We start from the raw sequence: 18,762 nt of genomic DNA on the forward strand, positions 1-18,762 counted from the left end.
CATACCATTATTCCGGCGGTCTTTTGGCCGGAATCCACTTTTATTGTTTTTACATCAATAATTTATCAATAGATTATTAAAAGTTTTCTTAACTGATCGGCATTAGCGTTATCGCTCTTTTTTATTGAGTTGCAATTAATAACCAATATTTTCAATCATCATTGCCATTCGGTTATCCATAATAACGAGCTGTAAAATACCGCTATTACCGCACAGAAAATGAAAATATAAATAAACCCCTGTTTGCCATCACCTAAACTATAGTGTTTCTTTTTTAGATATATAAACCAAAGTAAACACAGTACAACAGGTATAAGTACTAAAAATTTAATCAAGATCACCTCGTCTTCAGAATACTTCAAGTTTGATTTTAGGGAGAACAGAATAATATGCAATCTATACTAGGTATTTGCTGGCTAATTGCATATAATCCGCGCGAATTTTTTAAATGTCTTATTAATTGTCCTTAACGACAAATTTGTAAGGCGAAATATCACTTATATTTGGAGTCAAGAAAATGGCCTTAGAGCGCACTTTTTCTATTATTAAGCCTGATGCTGTCGCAAAAAATGTTATCGGCGCTATTTACAACCGTTTTGAATCTGCCGGCCTAAGATTAGTGGCGTCTAAAATGCTTCATTTAAGCAAAGAACAAGCAGAAGGATTTTACGCGGAACATAGTGAACGTCCATTTTTTGGTGCTTTAGTTTCTTTCATGACCTCTGGTCCAGTTATGGTCCAAGTATTGGAAGGCGAAAATGCAGTATTGAAGAATCGTGAAATTATGGGGGCGACTAACCCTACAGAAGCACTAGCTGGTACTTTACGTGCAGACTACGCTGCTTCAATTGATGAGAATGCTTGCCACGGTTCTGATGCACCAGAATCAGCAGCACGTGAAATTGCTTATTTCTTCAGTGACGAAGAAATCTGCCCACGCACTCGTTAAGCTCAATTTAGCTTTGAATGAAGGGAGCTGCGGCTCCCTTTTGTGTTATTTATTAAAGATCTAAATCACCCTTGAACAAAATTCGAAAAAGTGATTTGGGTATCTATGCTGCAAAAGCTGAGTAATCGGTTAAAATGGCAGTAGTTTAGTCTGAGTATTGAGGTTTATTGTGTCAACTGAAGTGGTATCTGCCCAACCTAAAAAAATTAATTTACTTGATTTAACTCGAGAAAGTTTACGTGCCTTTTTTAAGGAGATGGGAGAAAAACCTTTCAGAGCAGAACAGGTTATGAAATGGATCTACCAACAAGGTGTGGCAGATTTCGATCAAATGACTAATTTGAATATGGCGTTACGCACTAAACTTCAATCCAAATGCGAAATTAAAGCACCAGAAATCGCCTATCAACAGAATGCCACAGATGGCACAATCAAATTCGCTTTGAAATTAGAAGGCGGTCAAGAAGTTGAAACGGTATGGATCCCTGACGGTGATAGGGCAACACTATGTGTGTCTTCACAAGTAGGTTGCGCGCTAGAATGTACTTTTTGTTCTACCGCACAGCAAGGGTTTAACCGTAATCTAAAAGTGTCTGAGATTATTGGCCAAGTTTGGCGAGTGGCTACCACAATAGGTTTAAACAATGACTCTGCTAAACGTCCCATCACAAACGTTGTGATGATGGGGATGGGAGAGCCATTGCTTAATGTAAAAAACGTCGTGCCTGCGATGGAATTAATGTTGGATGATCTTGCTTTTGGTTTATCCAAACGCAGAGTGACATTAAGTACCTCTGGAGTGGTTCCCGCACTCGATAAGTTGGGTGATCAAATAGATGTTGCTTTGGCTATATCTTTGCACGCGCCAGATAACGCATTGCGTGATGTATTGGTGCCAGTTAATAAAAAATATCCAATAGAAGTATTTCTAGCAAGTGTCAGAAAATACTTGGCTAAATCAAATGCCAATCAAGGTAAAGTGACAGTAGAGTACGTCATGTTAAATGGTATTAATGATAGTACTGACCAAGCCCATGAGTTGGCCCAAGTTTTGGCAGGTACACCGAGTAAAATTAACCTAATTCCGTTTAACCCATATCCTGGTTCACCCTATACCTGTTCTAGTAATTCGCGAATTGACCGCTTTGCTAAGGTTCTTATGGAGTACGGACTAATAGTGGTTGTACGTCGAACCAGAGGTGACGATATCGACGCCGCGTGTGGTCAGTTGGTAGGGGATGTGGTTGATCGCACTAAAAGAATGTTGAAAAAACAGATGAAGGGCGAGAATATTTCAGTCAAGATGACACAATAGCGTTTTTACTGGCAACATATCAAACAGGTCTCAATGAACTACATGCTAAAATTTATCAGTATCTTACTTGTTACGTTGACACTACTAAGTGGTTGCACTAGTCAAAATAGCCAAACATCTGGTGATAATTTTGATCAATTGAAAGCATCCAAAACTCGAGTTTCACTTGGTCTAACTTATCTTAAAAATGGAAACTATAGTCAAGCAAAATATAACTTAGATAAAGCATTAGAATTTGCTCCAAGGTCTGCTGACGCTAATTTTGCGATGGCTTATTATTATCAAAGTGTGAGCGAATTAGAACAAGCCGAAAATGCCTACCAATTCGCCATGGATCTAGACCCTAAGAACGCCAACATAGCCAATAGTTATGGCGCTTTTTTATGTCAAAACGGAAATTACGAAAAAGCTAAAACATATTTTCTCAAAGCAGTGAATACCAGTAGTTATGCTTCTAGTGCCCAGACCTATGAAAATTTAGCCATGTGTAGTCAAAACCAGGGCAGACTAGAAGACAGCATTCAATACCTTCGCAGTGCGGTTAATCATCAACCAGGAAGAGCAAGTAGTCTTTATTTGTTAGCGCAAACTCTGGTCGAAACACAACAGTGGCAAGAGGCGAGAGGCATTTTAAGACGCTACGAGAAGGTTTCTCAGATTAATCCGCAAAGTTTGTTATTGGCAATGGAGATTGAAAAAGGTTTGGAAAACCAAACTGCAGCTAAAGGTTATCTAGACATGTTGTTGAGGATTTTCCCCAATGATCCCATCACCAAGAATGCCTTGGCAAAATGGCAAACCACTTCAAAAATTCACAACGATTCTGGAACACAACCGGTACTAATAGTTGTAGATGAAACCTCACCGGAGGCAGCTGAATTACAAAGTACGACTATACCCGCTGATAAAGTCGTTATAGTGTCGGAACAACAGGTCGAATCACTGAAGAATGTGAAACAAGTAAAGATTGTAGAGGATGATGTAATCAAAGAGGGAGTTATAGTAGAAGGAGCTGAAATTGAAGCTGCAACAATTGTTGTTGAATCGCCAAAAACAGCCACTGAAGTTAAGCCAGAAAAAATAGGCACACTAGAGTTACCTGAGCAAGTCCGCGAAGTACAAGCGGATTCTTCGGAACCCCCCAAATTCCATGTTGTTGCCAAAGGCGAGAATTTATATCGAATCTCGCTTCTGTATAACATCAAAATGCAACGTCTGATAGACTGGAATGGTTTGGTCGATGAGTCGGCTATTTACGAAGGTAAGAAGTTATCTTTAGTTGCCCCAAGTGTTGTAGAGTAAAACTAAACTATGATTGAAAAAGAAGAAGTGCAACAACCTGAAACGGTTATATTAGGGCCGGGGCAGATTTTGAAACTGGCGCGTGAAAAGGCTAATTTGTCGAGTCAAGATATTGCCGACAAAATGAAATTAAAAAAGACCTTAGTCGAGGAAATTGAACAAGACAACTATGACATTAATATTTCTCTTACGTTTATTAGAGGGTACTTAAAGTTATACGCAAAACACGTCAAAGTAGATGAATCAGAGATACTAGCAGCGTTTGAAAGTCTAAGTACTCAGAAGAAGGAACCAGCAAAGCTACAGAGCTTTTCTCGTCGCATGGCCAACCAGGCCAATGATGACAAGTTAATGCTAGTGACTTATTTGATTGTGGCTGCGGTTATTGCTTTGGCCGTTATTTGGTGGTTTCAGCAAAGTTCTAATGAAACAACAACAGAATCCGCTGTGAATAATTACCCAGAGACTATTCCTAAAGACAGCCTATCCAATGAAATGTCTACCCCTGATGAAATATCAAACACTGGAACTGATACCCTAAATCCTGAATCCTTGGAAGATGGCATTGCATTGCCCTCAACTGCTGAAGAACCTGCAAATAATAAGACACTAACCGTCGCTGAACAGGCAAGTCTAGTCGAAAAGCCTGCGGAAATTTTAGAACAATCAGCAAAGGTAACCGAGCCGGTAGAAGTTGAAGTCACACCTGCTATTGAAACCGCAGCACCAGTCGAGCTTATCTTTGAGTTTGCCGGAGATTGTTGGATGAATTTGGCCGATGCAACGGGTGAAAACATTGCATACGGTGTCAAAGTAAAAGGAAGAGTCATGCCGGTAACGGGAATCCCTCCTTTTGAGGTGACTTTAGGTGCACCTGAGGTAGTGAATATACGCTATGCAGGCGAACCATTAGACATGTCCTTTTTACCAGCCGGTCGAATTGCTAAATTTGAATTACCCTTGTCTGAATAATTGGACAAATTAAAAGAGCTAAGTGTTAACTATGTTTGCTGAATCTCCCATTAAACGACGACTTTCTAAACGTATCAATGTAGGTAATGTACCTATAGGTAGTGGTGCACCCATTGCTGTGCAGTCAATGACCAATACTTTGACTACTGATGTTGACGCAACAGTGGCGCAAATTAAGCGTATTCAAGCGGTAGGTGGCGAATTAGTGAGGGTCTCGGTTCCTACCATGGATGCCGCTGAAGCCTTTAAGGTCATTAAACAACAAGTTTCTGTTCCTTTGATAGCTGATATTCATTTTGATTACCGTATTGCATTAAAAGTTGCAGAATATGGCGTCGATTGTCTGCGAATTAACCCTGGTAATATTGGAAGTCTCGACAGGATCCGTTCAGTAGTGGATTGTGCCAGAGATAAGAATATCCCAATCCGTATTGGGGTAAACGGTGGCTCTTTGGAAAAAGAGATACAGGAAAAGTATGGAGAGCCTACGCCAGAAGCTCTGCTTGAATCGGCAATGCGTCACGTAGACATTTTGGACAAGCTTAATTTCGATCAATTTAAGGTCAGTGTTAAAGCTTCTGATGTGTTTTTAGCTGTAGGGGCCTATCGTTTATTAGCCAAACAAATTGAGCAACCTTTACACTTGGGGATTACCGAAGCAGGTGGTCTGCGAGCTGGTGCGGTAAAAAGCTCGGTTGGCTTAGGAATGTTATTAGCCGAGGGAATTGGCGATACAATTCGTATTTCCTTGGCTGCCGATCCTATTGAAGAAATCAAAGTGGGTTTTGACATATTGAAATCCTTACGAATTCGTTCAAGAGGCATAAATCTTATTGCTTGCCCAAGTTGTTCTCGACAAGAATTTGATGTGATAAGTACCGTTAATGCTCTAGAGCAAAGACTCGAGGACTTATTGACTCCGATGGATGTGTCAATAATCGGCTGTGTAGTAAATGGCCCTGGAGAGGCTGAAGTGTCCGATTTGGGGTTAACTGGCGCCCGTAATATGAGTGGTTTTTACTTAGACGGGAAACGCCAAAAAGAGCGTCTCTCGAATGATGATCTAGTCGAGCAACTAGAAAAACGTATTCGAGCTAAAGCCAATCAATTAGATCAAAGCCGTAAGATAGAGATAAAACAGCTAGGCGAGTAAACTACCATCGCGAAATTCACATCAATTATTATTGGATTTTCGGCTACTATATTTTACGTTTATCCATAAAGCCCCTATAATGCGGGGCTTTTTTTAATTTTTGCAATAAGAGAATATTTTTAGTGTCGAAACAAATTCAGGCTATTCGAGGAATGAACGACTGCTTGCCAACTGAAACCAAGCTTTGGCAGTATGTAGAGTCGAATATTCGTCAGGTCGTGGCTAGTTATGGGTACCAAGAGATTCGTACGCCTATAGTCGAAAGCACAGATCTATTTAAACGCTCTATTGGTGAAGTCACCGATATAGTAGAAAAAGAAATGTATACCTTTGCCGACCGTAATTCAGACAGTCTTACTTTACGCCCAGAGGGCACCGCTAGTGTTGTGCGTGCTGGAAACGAACATGGATTGTTGTACAACCAACAACAGCGTCTTTGGTATTTGGGACAAATGTTTCGTCATGAAAGACCGCAAAAGGGACGATACAGACAATTTCATCAATTTGGTGTTGAGGTTTTTGGTTTAGCCGGCCCAGATATTGATGCTGAAGTGATAATGTTAAGCGCAAGACTCTGGAAGAAGTTTGGAATAAGTCAAAACGTTACTTTGGAAATTAACTCACTAGGGTCAGCGGCAGCAAGAGTTGCGTATAAAGAACAGTTGGTAGCGTTTTTGAAGACTCGTGAATCCGAGTTGGATGAAGACAGTTTACGACGTTTACAGAGTAACCCTCTACGTGTCCTCGACAGTAAAAACCCCCAAGTACAAAATGCCGTAAAAGATGCGCCAAAATTAATTGACTGTCTTGATGAAGAGTCAGAAAAACATTTTAAAGGATTGTGTGAACGTTTAGACAACTTAGGTATCGAATATCGAGTTAACCCTGCTTTGGTTCGTGGCTTAGATTATTATAATCGAACAGTATTTGAATGGGTAACTGATAGCTTAGGAGCGCAAGGCACAGTCTGTGCGGGTGGGCGCTATGACGGTTTAGTTGAACAGCTTGGTGGTAAGGCTACTCAAGGCGTGGGTTTCGCTATGGGGTTGGAGCGGCTAGTGTTGATGTTACAGACATTGGGATTAGACAAAAATCTCGATTCTCAAGTCGACATTTATATCACTGCAATGGATGAGTCTGTCGAACTTTATGCACGCCAGACCAGTGAAACTTTGCGAGACGCTTTACCGCAAATAAAAATGATGAATCATTGTGGTGGAGGGAACTTTAAAAAACAAATGAAGCGTGCTGATCAAAGTGGCGCAACAATAGCGTTAATAATTGGTCAGGATGAAATGGCGACTCAGACAGTTGCGATTAAACACTTGCGTGAACAGCAACCACAACAAGCCGTTTTAGTGAGCGAATTAGCAGAATTTATACAAAAGCAATTTAACATTTAAAACTATAAATTTTAGAATTAACATTATGCGCTATCAAAATTTCGATGGCCAAGCAGTAATAGGAATGGATGATGGAACAGTACGAAACTGAAGAACAACAAATTGAAGCCATTAAACGCTTTTGGAAAGAAAATGGCGTCGCACTTGTCATTGGTGCTCTTTTAGGCTTAGGTGGACTTTTGGGATGGCGTTATTATAACGATTCGCAAATAGCTGCCAAAGAGCAGGCGTCTTTTGCTTATGAGCAAGCTTCACAAGAGTTGTTAAAAGGTGAAGTGGGTTTCAGTAAAGCCAAAACATTTATAGATGCCCATAGCGATAGTGGTTACGCGATGCTTATGGCGTTAGAAATGGCACAACAGGCTATCGAACGTAAGGATCTTGCCGAAGCGGCCAAACACCTAGAATTGGTAGCAAGCAATGCTAAATTATCAGCCATTCAGTCGGTGGCACAGCTGCGTTTAGCACGTATTCAAATTGAACAAGGTAAACTAGAACTTGCCTTAAAAAGTGCAGACAAAATTACAGACGAAGCGTTTAAAGGCCAAAGTCAGGAAATTCGAGGTGATGTTTACCAAGCGCAACAATTATTTGATAAAGCTAGGGCGGCATATAGTGCAGCTCTAGAAACGAATGGGCGCGACCAAGTTTTGAAAATGAAGCTAGATAATTTAGCCATTGCAGCTAACGGCTAAGGTGAAAATAGTGAAGCATTCTTTTTTATTCTTGCTGTTAACTAGTTCTATTTTGTTATCGAGCTGTACCACAATTAGTAATTGGTTTTACGATGAAGAAGAGTTGGAAATCCGTAGGCTTAAACCTATTGATGCGCAGTTTACCCCAACTGCAATTTGGTCAGTGAGTTTAGGTTCTGGTATTGGAAAGTTCTATTCGAAACTGAGCCCCGCCGTTGCTTACGACAAAGTTTTTGCCGCAAGTCGCCAAGGCGTAGTGGCAGCTTTTGATCAAGCAACAGGAAAAAAAGTTTGGTCTAAAGACTTTGCTACTTACGATGACGAAGGGCTTACATCTGGATTAACTAATCTATTTTCAAATGGTTTATCCGCTAAAATTGCTGGTGGTTTAAGTGTTGCCTATGAAACCGTATTTTTTGGCACCGAGAATGGTGAAATTATTGCTCTCGATGCCAATACTGGTGAGCAAAAGTGGATTACCACAGTTAAGGGTGAAGTTTTAGCGACTCCCGCTGTTGACTCAGGAATTGTCCTAGTTAATACCGGTTCAGGATTAATATTTGCGCTCGATGCAGACAGTGGTGAAGAAATTTGGTCTAGTGAGTCTGACGTCCCACCGTTATCTCTACGTGGTGTTTCTTCGCCCACTGCAGTGAATGGCGGTGCTATTATCGGCACTGCTACTGGTAAGCTTATAGTTAACATCCTTGAAACAGGGCAGACAGCTTGGGAGCAAGTGATTTCGGCAGCTACTGGCGTGACTGAATTAGAGCGAATTGTGGATATCGATAGTGAACCGCTAGTGGCGGGAGGCAATGTTTATGTTATTTCATATGATGGCTCACTTGCCGCTGTTGAATTGCGTACGGGCCGAGTTATTTGGAAACGGGAATATAAGTCTTATCGCCGCATGTCTTTAGCGGGTAGTACTTTATACTTGGTCGATGTAGACAGTAATTTGTTTGCGTTAGATAGCCGCAATGGCGTGGAGTTATGGAGACAAGGAGCCCTTAAAGAACGTTTGTTAACTGGCGCTTCGCCAGTGGGAAATTATTTGGTAGCAGGTGACAAATACGGTTATTTGCATTGGTTTAACCAAGCTGATGGAAAAATTGTGGCTCGCTTAGAAGTTGGAGGTGATGATGAGGACGAAAGTATTTATCACTCACCTGTAGTAGATGGCGATACGCTATATACCCAAACTAGAGATGGTAAATTAGTCGCCGTCACCACACCATAAAGCAGTTTGTGTGATTTCTTCTAGGGATCACACCATTAAATTTTAACGGCTTGGAATATTTCCAAGCCGTTTTTGTCTACAGGATATGTAATTATGTTACCCGTTGTTGCCTTAGTTGGGCGCCCAAATGTTGGAAAATCTACCTTGTTTAATCGTCTCACTCGTACACGAGACGCCTTGGTGGCTGACTTTCCCGGCTTAACTCGGGATAGAAAATACGGGCAAGCCAAATACGAAGGGTTGCAATTTATTGTTGTTGATACCGGCGGCATAAGTGGCGATGAACAAGGTATCGATGTGGCAATGGCGGAACAATCACTATTGGCAATTATAGAAGCCGATGTGGTGTTGTTTTTAGTTGATGCGCGTACTGGTATGACGGCGGCGGACCAAGGTATCGCAGAACACCTTCGTAAGCAGGAAAAACCAGTTTATGTGGTGGCTAATAAGGTTGATGGGATTGATGGTGATAGTGAAAGTGCCGATTTCTTTGCCTTGGGTTTGGGTGATGTAAATCAAATTGCCGCCGCACATGGCAGAGGTGTCACTCAATTATTGCAACATTCGTTGGCACCTATCGCTGAACAATTTCCTGATATGCACATTCCTGAAGAAAGTGATGAAGAGCTGCAAGAAGAAGACGCAGATGCCCAATTGGCAAAGTTACAGGCTCTACCTATAAAATTAGCCATTGTTGGTAAGCCCAATGTAGGTAAGTCAACGCTTACTAATCGTATTCTAGGTGAAGATCGAGTAGTGGTTTATGATCAACCCGGTACGACGCGGGACAGCATTTTTATTCCAATGGAGCGAGATGAGCGAGAGTACATTCTGATTGATACCGCTGGTGTAAGAAGACGAAGAAATATATCAGAAGCGGTAGAGAAATTTTCTATTGTTAAAACACTTCAGGCTATTGAAGAGTCTAATGTCGTATTGTTTGTGGTTGATGCGCAAGAAGGGATCACCGATCAGGATTTAAGTTTACTAGGGTTTATTCTAAACGCTGGTCGTTCTTTGGTCGTGGCGGTTAATAAGTGGGATGGTTTAAATAAAGATGTGAAAGATGAAATCAAGCGCGAGTTAGACCGCAGATTAGGTTTCATTGATTTTGCTCGTTTACACTTTATTTCTGCTTTACACGGCACCGGAGTAGGGCATCTATTTGAATCAGTTCAAGAAGCCTATGCTTCTGCCACGAAGCGCGTCAATACGTCTATGTTGACACGAATTATGGATATGGCCCAAGAGGATCATCAACCTCCTGTGGTGCGTGGAAGACGGGTTAAAATGAAATATGCTCACGCTGGTGGTTACAATCCCCCTCTAATCGTTATACATGGAAATCAGCTAAAGGATTTACCGGATTCCTACAAACGATACTTAATGAATTATTTCCGAAAATCATTAAAGGTCATGGGCACACCTATCAAAATTGAGTTTAGAGAAGGCGCCAATCCCTATGAGACAGATCATAGTACTCTGAACGACTCGCAACGTCGTAAACGTCGACAACTTATGCGAATGCATAAAAATACTAAGTAGCCACAAATCTAAGTATTAGGAATACTTTTGGGGAGTAGAAGTTGGTCTATCGATTCGTTGTACAAGATATGTTGAACTCTTAGTACAAGGTGGCTACTTTAGTAAAACTGGTAGCCAATTTCACTTTCATTGTAAGGGCGTTTACTTTGTGACAGGTTTTGAATAACCAATTCTATTAAATTTGTATTTTTCTGTAGACCTTCAATTGAGGCTAAACCAGAAACAATATCTATTTTTTCAAACGCAGACTCGTCACTGTCGCACTTAAACTGTGAAATTGAAGTCATGACTTTTTGAATAATATGTTTGGCTCCAAATATGTATGTATCAGGCAATAATACCGCTAATTTGGTTTCACTAAATCTCATTAATGTATCTGTAGGTCGACTTAACTCTTTTGAAATCAACTCAGCAAACATTTTTATGTGTTTTGCTGCTACTGGCAATGTTTTGGATTTAAACAGCTCCCCATTTTTTACTTCAAACATTACAAGGGATAACGGTGCGTCATTTCTTTTCGCTAGTGCCATCTGCTTTTGGTAAAAGTCGTTAAAATATCGCCGGTTGTATAAACCTGTTTGTTGATCTACAAACACTAAGTTTTCTATCAAATCGTGTTGCATCTTAATTTGGATATGCGACCGAATGCGTTTGACCAATGTTTGAATCACTATAGGTTTGCAAACAAAATCTGTCGCTCCCGCATCCCAGCATCTAATTTCTTGGTCTGTATTAGTGTCTTCAGTGGAAAATATTATTGGGCAATTGAGCATACTTGGAATAGCTTTGAGCATTTTGCAAGTTAACATTCCGTCCAAATCGGGCATGTGTAAATCCAAAATGACCAAGTCAGGAGCATGAACGGCACAAAAACCGATGGCGTCCTCACCTGATGGAGCAGAAAATGTACGGTAATATGGGGATAAAGCTTGCACAAAAAAATCAACTGTCGATGGGTCATCATCTACAACCAGAACAACTGCATTCAACATTTCCGAATCAGTAAATGATAAAGAATCGTTGTTTATCATGAGAAAACTAAACCCTATTCGTTAACTATGCGCAAAATTTGGTCCGTTAACTTAGCGTAAAATGTAACCATTTCCTACTTAAATTAGTTAAAAAATTTAGTAAGGTAATTAAACTTCTCACGTACTTCGGCTATGCTAAGCGATGCGACAGAATCGAGTAAGTAATGTCGTTAATTCGTGTAATTTAGTCTATTTGTTTAATTTCACTATATATTTTACCGTCTTCTAATCGAGTGACTATTTTATCTCCCTCTTGAACTTGACGAGTGCTTTTAAGTATTGTTTGTTCCTTAAAGCTAATGCTGTACCCTCTAGCTAAGGTAGCTAGTGGGCTTACCGTATCCAGTACATGCATATTATTTGCTAGTTTTTGCTTTTTGTTTTCGATGAGTTGATAGCAACTTTTTTGTAATTTAGTTTGCAACTCTTGCAATCCTAATTGGTGCCGTTGAAGTTGTTTTTGTGGCGAAGACAACACAAGTCGATTATGGATGTATTGCTGCTGCTGTTGGCCGCGGAGTAGTTGCTGATTGAATACAGAATACAGAGTGGCTTGAAGTTGGTCGACATACTGACTTTTTTGTTCAAGCTGTTTTTGAGGATGATTTTGCAGTAGGCGCTGCATAGCCGTTTGATGGTGGTGTGACCAAACTTGTTGTAAATGGCGAAAGGCTTTTATTAATTTATCCTGTTGGATTACCGTCTTATCGAATAATGCTGTGTGATCTTGACTCACCAATTCGGCCGCTGCGGATGGAGTTGGTGCGCGTACATCCGCCACAAAATCTGCAATACTCACATCGACTTCATGGCCTACCGCACTTATTATGGGAATAGATGAGTGAAATATTGTTCGTGCTACTTGTTCATTGTTAAAACACCATAGGTCCTCTAGTGAGCCGCCACCTCTTCCCACAATTAATACATCCACTTCATTTCTTTTATTAGCCAACGAAATCGCTGCACAAATCATTGAAGCTGCATTATCACCTTGCACTTGGCTAGGATAAATAATCACTTCGATAGCCGGATTGCGGCGTTTTAATACCGTTAAAATATCATGAAGTGCCGCACCGGTGGGAGAGGTGACAATACCTACTTTTAAAACAGAAGCGGGAAGTGGTTTTTTATGTTCTTGCGCAAAAATTCCTTCTGACGCTAGTTGTTGTTTTAACATCTCGAATTGTTGTTTAAGCCTACCTTCTCCCTCAGGCTCCATATGCTCAACAATTATTTGGTAATCACCTCTTGGTTCATACAAACTAATATTGGCTTTAACTAATACCTTGTCCCCTTCTTTAGGTCTCTGGTGCACTCTACGATTAGCCCCCTTAAACATTGCCCCTTTAACTTGAGCGCGGTCGTCTTTAAGTGTGAAGTACCAATGCCCAGAACTAGCAGAAACGAAATTGGATATTTCCGCTGAAAGCCAAATTTGCCCAATTTCAGCCTCTAAAACAGAACGGGCCAATCGATTCAGCTTGCTTACTGTAAGAATGTTTTTTGCGGTGTTTTGTGCGGAAAACATGAATTGAAGGGATCTCTAATATAACTTTGCCAATTAGTTTACCTGATTTACTGCCAATTCTGATATATATCTAGACTGATATACCTAAAACCGCTAGAATTGCGCCGCAATTAAATCCGCATTTATAGGTGATATTGCATGTTAAGAATCGCTAAAGAAGCCCTAACCTTCGATGATGTTTTGTTAGTACCAGGGCATTCAACAGTTCTCCCTCATACCGCTAATCTGAATACAAGATTGACTCGTGGTGTAAGTCTAAATATCCCCTTAGTTTCTGCTGCAATGGACACGGTTTCAGAGGCACGTTTAGCTATTGCCTTAGCGCAGGAAGGTGGTATCGGATTTATACACAAAAATATGACACCTGAACAGCAGGCCGAACATGTTCGGATTGTGAAAAAGTACGAAAGTGGTGTGGTATCTGACCCCGTTACTGTGCTTCCAACCGCCACTATTGGTGAGATCAATGCATTAAGTAAAATACACGGATTTTCTGGTTTTCCAGTGGTCGACGAAGATAACAATCTTATCGGCATTGTGACAGGCCGCGATTTACGCTTTGAAAACAGTTTAGAACAACCCATTTCTAGTGTTATGACTAAGAAAAATGATTTAGTCACTGTTAAAGAAGGTGCTCCCTCTGACCAAGTATTGGAACTGATGCATGAACATCGCATTGAAAAAATACTAGTAGTGGATGATGCGTTTAAATTGACCGGTATGATCACCGTTAAAGATTTTCAAAAGGCAGAAAGTAAACCTAATGCTTGTAAAGATGAATTAGGTCGTTTGCGGGTAGGCGCTGCAGTAAGTGTCGGCCCCGGTACTGATGAACGCATTAAAGCTTTGATTGAAGCGGGTGTCGATGTATTGTTAATTGATACTTCACACGGTCATTCTCAAGGTGTGATCGATAGAGTCACTAAAGTGCGCAAAGACTACCCAGAAGTGCAGATAATCGCTGGTAACGTTGCCACCTCTGAAGGGGCTAAAGCGTTGGCTGATGCGGGAGTGGACGCTGTTAAAGTCGGTATAGGTCCCGGATCAATTTGTACCACCAGAATAGTAACAGGTTGTGGTGTTCCACAAATCACTGCGGTATCAGATGCGGTTGAAGCCCTAAAAGGCACTGATGTACCGGTAATTGCTGATGGTGGTATTCGATTTTCTGGAGATATCGCAAAAGCATTAGCGGCAGGGGCGAGCTCTGTGATGGTCGGCAGTATGTTGGCTGGAACAGAAGAAGCACCTGGAGAAGTTGAGTTATATCAGGGCCGCTATTACAAGTCGTACCGTGGTATGGGGTCTTTAGGTGCAATGGATCAAAATAATGGTTCTTCTGATCGTTATTTCCAAGACAGTAAAAGTGCCGAAAAGCTAGTTCCAGAAGGTATCGAAGGTCGCGTTGCTTACAAAGGCCCAATAGCGAATATCATTCACCAACAAATGGGCGGATTACGCTCGGCTATGGGATTGACAGGTTGCGCCACTATTGATGAATTACGCACTAAACCACAATTTGTCAAAGTCACCGCTGCAGGAATGGGCGAGTCTCATGTGCATGATGTGAGCATTACTAAAGAAGCGCCAAACTACCGTCTAGGGTAAATGTTTTGTTTTAATTGAACGCTTTTTGTTAGGCAATTAGCGTTCACATTTCTATTCTATTTTTAAAAGAGTATCCCAATGAGCTTAGATATCCACGACCAACGTATTTTAATCCTCGATTTTGGATCGCAATACACCCAATTAATTGCACGCCGAGTCAGAGAAATTGGTGTTTATTGTGAGCTTTGGGCGTGGGATGTCAGCGAAGAACAAATTCGTGAGTTTAATCCTAATGGGATTATTCTATCAGGTGGCCCAGAGTCAGTGCATGCAGACAACTCACCCCGCGCGCCAGAATACGTGTATCAAGCAGGGGTACCAGTATTAGGTATTTGTTACGGCATGCAAGTGATGGCACAGCAACTTGGTGGTGCGGTGCAGGGCTCCAATAAACGTGAGTTTGGTTATGCACAGGTTGAAGTCGTTGCTGATATGGCTTTGTTGAATAACATTGAGGACCACATAGGTGCCAATGGCAATGCGTTACTTGATGTGTGGATGAGCCACGGAGATAAAGTCAGCGCGGCTCCTCCAGGTTTTACCACTACTGCGAAAACAGATAGCTGTCCTTTTGCTGCGTTTGTGCATGCAGAAAAACAATTTTATGGGGTGCAGTTCCACCCAGAAGTCACACATACACGTCAAGGGGAGCGCATTTTATCGCACTTTGTTTTAGACATATGTGGCTGCGAAAAATTATGGACACCCGCAGCAATCATCGAAGATGCCATTGTCAAAATGAAAAAGCAAATCGGTGACGACCAAGTTATTTTAGGGCTGTCAGGTGGGGTTGATTCTTCGGTCGTAGCTATGTTGTTACATCGTGCAATTGGCAAAAATCTTACATGTGTCTTTGTTGATAACGGTCTACTCCGTCTTAACGAAGGTCAACAAGTGATGGATATGTTTGGCGATCATTTTGGATTGAATATTCGTAAGATTGAAGCGGAAGATAGATTTCTTGCAGCACTTGCTGGCACCGATGAGCCAGAAGCGAAACGCAAAATTATTGGGCGTATTTTTGTAGAAGTGTTTGACGAAGAGTCTAAAAAACTGGTGGATGCTAAATGGTTAGCTCAGGGGACTATTTATCCAGATGTCATTGAATCAGCTGCTTCTGCAACAGGTAAAGCTCATGTGATTAAGTCACACCACAATGTGGGTGGATTACCTGACGATATGGAAATGGGATTAGTTGAGCCATTACGTGAATTGTTTAAAGATGAAGTACGCAAAATTGGATTAGAGTTAGGCTTACCCTACGACATGTTGTATCGCCATCCTTTCCCTGGGCCGGGTTTAGGAGTAAGAGTCTTAGGTGAAGTGAAAAAAGAATATTGTGATTTGTTACGTCGAGCTGATGCGATTTTTATTGAAGAATTACACGCTGCTGATTTGTATCACAAAGTTAGCCAAGCGTTTACGGTATTTTTACCCGTGAAATCCGTTGGGGTCATGGGCGATGTGCGCAAGTATGATTGGGTGGTGTCGTTACGAGCAGTTGAAACCATTGACTTTATGACCGCACATTGGGCTCATTTACCTTATGACTTTTTAGGCAAAGTGTCTAACCGTATTATTAATGAAATTGATGGAATATCTCGAGTAGTTTATGATATTTCAGGAAAACCACCGGCAACTATTGAATGGGAATAATTCAGTCGTTAAATAGATAAGTTAAAAAGGTCAATAGTTCTATGGGGAAAATAACAATAAGAGCTGCAGAACAAGCAGACTTGCCAATATTGAAAGAGTTTGAACAAGGTATAATCTCCACTGAACGACCGTTTAATAGTTGTTTAAAGCCAGAGAATATTTGTTATTACGATATAGGTGCGTTAATAGCGGGTGACAATTCTAAGGTGCTGGTTGCCGAAGAAGACGGAGCTCTGGTTGGTTCTGGTTATGCGAGAATTAAAGAATCAAAAGCGCACTTGATTCATGATTTTCATTGTTACCTTGGGTTTATGTATGTCGCCCCTAGCCACAGAGGACGAGGGGTTAATCAATTGGTTATTCAAGAACTGATTAAATGGGGTAAACTCAAAGGCATGCAAGATTTTTATCTTGAAGCCTATGCAGACAATAGCTCAGCACTTAAAGCCTACGAAAAAATAGGATTTAAAATTTCGCTAGTTGAAATGAAGTTATCCCAGTAACTCAGTGTTGCTCAGCCCGCACAGCAATTATGAAAATATCTACGGAAATCTCTACTTATGGCGTTAAAGCCAACTATTTATAAATTCAAATTATCTGTATCCGATCTCAATCATAATTATTTCGATACCCTTAATTTAACTGTCGCATTACATCCATCAGAAACCAAAGAACGAATGATGGTTCGTGTTTTAGTGTTTTGTTTGCATGCATACCAAGATAATCAAAAGTTAATGTCTTTTACTAAAGGACTAAGCGCCATTGACGAGCCAGATATTTGGTTACGTAGTTTAGATGACCAATTGCATTTGTGGATAGATGTAGGTGAGCCAAGTTTTGAACGTATCAAAAAAAGCTGTCGTGTAGCGCAACAAACTTATGTCTATAGTTTCAACTCAAAATCCAAAGAATGGTGGAAACAATCACAAAAGCAGTTTGATAATTTGCCTGTGAATGTATTGTGTTTTGATTGGCATGAAGTCCAAGGTTTAAGTGAGCTGCTTACTCGAACGATGGAGTTATCTATCACCTTAAGTGATGAGTCTATTTTTGTCGCTGCTGCAGATTCGCAAGTAGAAGTAAATTGGCAAACATTGCAATCAAAACAAAACTAATTTTAATGGGCTTTGTTTCAAACTCGGTCATGGTTGCACATATTTACATTAAATAATTTGCCCGTTGGTCGTTTAAACGGCAAAATATGCCGCCTTTTTTCAGTAGAGACAATACTAACAAGATGCCTACTAAGTTTGATTCAATTCGCCCTTATGACGACGTGGACTTATCCGTTGTTTTATCCAAGCTTTTTAATAACAAAGAGTTCATCAATAGTATTGTGGCTTTTAAATTTAGTGGCTGGCCAAAATTCATGCACCCAGCGCTAGGCTATTTTACCCGTCGATACATAATCAATCAGATAAGTGAAATAGATACCCTTAGAGGTTTTCAACGTTTAATCGAGCCTTATATTGAAAAAATGATTAATACCACTACCGAGTCTTTTACGGTGAGTGGATTAGATAAATTAGATTTATCGAAAGCATGTTTGTTCATGAGCAACCATAGAGATATTGCATTAGATCCTACATTCGTAAATTGGGCATTACATTTGAATGGACAAGATACAGTACGAATTGCAGTAGGTGATAACTTATTAAAAGAAGAATGGGTTGCAGATTTAATTAGGTTAAATAAATGCTTTATTGTTAAACGCTCTGCAACTGATAGACGCGAGAAATTATCTGCCGCAAAATTATTGAGTGAGTATATTGAATTTACCTTAAAGTCAGATCAACAACACATTTGGATTGCGCAACGTGAGGGTAGGGCTAAAGATGGAAATGATCTCACCAATCCTGCCATATTATCTATGTTGGCATTAAACAAACCTAAAACTATTGAGTTTTCAGAGTACATTCGAAACCTACGTATTGTACCTGTTTCGATATCTTATGAATTTGACCCTTGCGATATCAATAAAGCCAAAGAGCTACAAAAAGTTGAAGAGGAAGGCAGTTATGACAAACCTGATAATGAAGATGTGAAAAGCATAGTCAGTGGCATTACTGGCCAAAAAGGTAGAGTGCATATCCATTTTGGTGAGTTAGTAGAAGATGAATTTAACAACGCCAAAGAAGTCGCGGCCCATATCGATCAGCAAATACTGCAGGGATATGATACTTTTTCAACTGGACCCGTTGCGGCAAAAATGCTCTCGAAAGAAAATAAAAGTCATGCCGAAACTGACCTATATACCCAAGCTGCTATGGATTATTTGCAGGGTAGAATAGCCGGCTTACCTGTAGAAGAACAAAACAAACTTCTTCATATGTATGCTTGTTCATATGTTAGAAAAAACGACTAA

The 18,762-nt window shown here is 40.6% G+C and carries 16 protein-coding genes; 14 read left to right on the plus strand and 2 right to left on the minus strand.

The features are described from left to right. Positions 1-517 precede the first annotated feature (517 nt). From ndk to der, 9 genes are all read left to right on the plus strand, one after another. The gene (ndk, locus tag KO534_RS17485; RefSeq protein WP_215931527.1) at positions 518-949 is read left to right on the plus strand and encodes a nucleoside-diphosphate kinase; all 432 of its coding nucleotides are present in this window, start codon (positions 518-520) and stop codon (positions 947-949) included. Between the two features lie 169 nt (positions 950-1,118). Then, positions 1,119-2,264, plus strand: a complete 1,146-nt coding sequence (locus tag KO534_RS17490) for a bifunctional tRNA (adenosine(37)-C2)-methyltransferase TrmG/ribosomal RNA large subunit methyltransferase RlmN (protein WP_215931529.1) — start codon at positions 1,119-1,121, stop codon at positions 2,262-2,264. A gap of 42 nt (positions 2,265-2,306) precedes the next feature. Then, the gene (gene pilW / locus KO534_RS17495; RefSeq protein ID WP_215931531.1) at positions 2,307-3,566 is read left to right on the plus strand and encodes a type IV pilus biogenesis/stability protein PilW; all 1,260 of its coding nucleotides are present in this window, start codon (positions 2,307-2,309) and stop codon (positions 3,564-3,566) included. A gap of 9 nt (positions 3,567-3,575) precedes the next feature. Continuing rightward, entirely contained in the window at positions 3,576-4,538 is a 963-nt protein-coding gene (locus KO534_RS17500) for a RodZ domain-containing protein (RefSeq protein WP_215931533.1), read from the plus strand. A 31-nt stretch (positions 4,539-4,569) separates the two neighbouring features. Beyond that, positions 4,570-5,691 (plus strand): flavodoxin-dependent (E)-4-hydroxy-3-methylbut-2-enyl-diphosphate synthase, encoded by a 1,122-nt coding sequence (ispG, locus tag KO534_RS17505; protein WP_215931535.1) that lies wholly within the window; start codon positions 4,570-4,572, stop codon positions 5,689-5,691. 122 nt (positions 5,692-5,813) lie between these two features. Further along, complete coding sequence (gene hisS, locus KO534_RS17510) at positions 5,814-7,094, plus strand: histidine--tRNA ligase (RefSeq protein ID WP_215931537.1); 1,281 nt, start codon at positions 5,814-5,816, stop codon at positions 7,092-7,094. 71 nt (positions 7,095-7,165) lie between these two features. Further along, positions 7,166-7,789, plus strand: a complete 624-nt coding sequence (locus KO534_RS17515) for a YfgM family protein (protein ID WP_215931539.1) — start codon at positions 7,166-7,168, stop codon at positions 7,787-7,789. Between the two features lie 10 nt (positions 7,790-7,799). Next, positions 7,800-9,029: an outer membrane protein assembly factor BamB gene (bamB, locus tag KO534_RS17520; protein WP_215931541.1), complete on the plus strand. Its 1,230-nt coding sequence runs from the start codon at positions 7,800-7,802 to the stop codon at positions 9,027-9,029. A gap of 93 nt (positions 9,030-9,122) precedes the next feature. Further along, on the plus strand, positions 9,123-10,574 hold the full coding sequence (gene der, locus KO534_RS17525; RefSeq protein ID WP_215931543.1) for a ribosome biogenesis GTPase Der: 1,452 nt from the start codon (positions 9,123-9,125) through the stop codon (positions 10,572-10,574). A 98-nt stretch (positions 10,575-10,672) separates the two neighbouring features. Here der and KO534_RS17530 read toward each other — a convergent pair whose 3' ends face one another. Both KO534_RS17530 and xseA read right to left on the minus strand, forming a co-directional pair. Beyond that, positions 10,673-11,605: a GGDEF domain-containing response regulator gene (locus KO534_RS17530; RefSeq protein WP_215931545.1), complete on the minus strand. Its 933-nt coding sequence runs from the start codon at positions 11,603-11,605 to the stop codon at positions 10,673-10,675. Positions 11,606-11,789: 184 nt separating this feature from the next. Further along, positions 11,790-13,133, minus strand: coding sequence for an exodeoxyribonuclease VII large subunit (xseA, locus tag KO534_RS17535; protein WP_215931547.1), 1,344 nt, complete (start codon positions 13,131-13,133; stop codon positions 11,790-11,792). A gap of 138 nt (positions 13,134-13,271) precedes the next feature. Between xseA and guaB the strand changes: the two genes are divergently transcribed. The 5 genes from guaB to KO534_RS17560 all read left to right on the plus strand — a co-directional run bounded on the left by guaB (position 13,272) and on the right by KO534_RS17560 (position 18,762). Further along, positions 13,272-14,741: an IMP dehydrogenase gene (gene guaB, locus KO534_RS17540; protein ID WP_215931549.1), complete on the plus strand. Its 1,470-nt coding sequence runs from the start codon at positions 13,272-13,274 to the stop codon at positions 14,739-14,741. Between the two features lie 78 nt (positions 14,742-14,819). Continuing rightward, the gene (gene guaA / locus KO534_RS17545; protein ID WP_215931551.1) at positions 14,820-16,397 is read left to right on the plus strand and encodes a glutamine-hydrolyzing GMP synthase; all 1,578 of its coding nucleotides are present in this window, start codon (positions 14,820-14,822) and stop codon (positions 16,395-16,397) included. Between the two features lie 41 nt (positions 16,398-16,438). Next, the gene (locus KO534_RS17550; protein WP_215931553.1) at positions 16,439-16,900 is read left to right on the plus strand and encodes a GNAT family N-acetyltransferase; all 462 of its coding nucleotides are present in this window, start codon (positions 16,439-16,441) and stop codon (positions 16,898-16,900) included. A 57-nt stretch (positions 16,901-16,957) separates the two neighbouring features. Continuing rightward, a complete protein-coding gene (locus KO534_RS17555) occupies positions 16,958-17,512 on the plus strand; it encodes a YaeQ family protein (protein WP_215931555.1) in 555 nt (184 codons plus the stop codon). 122 nt (positions 17,513-17,634) lie between these two features. After that, positions 17,635-18,762, plus strand: coding sequence for a 1-acyl-sn-glycerol-3-phosphate acyltransferase (locus KO534_RS17560; RefSeq protein ID WP_215931600.1), 1,128 nt, complete (start codon positions 17,635-17,637; stop codon positions 18,760-18,762).

This window comes from Paraglaciecola arctica (genome assembly GCF_018861065.1).
Classification (GTDB): Bacteria; Pseudomonadota; Gammaproteobacteria; order Enterobacterales; family Alteromonadaceae; genus Paraglaciecola; species Paraglaciecola arctica_B.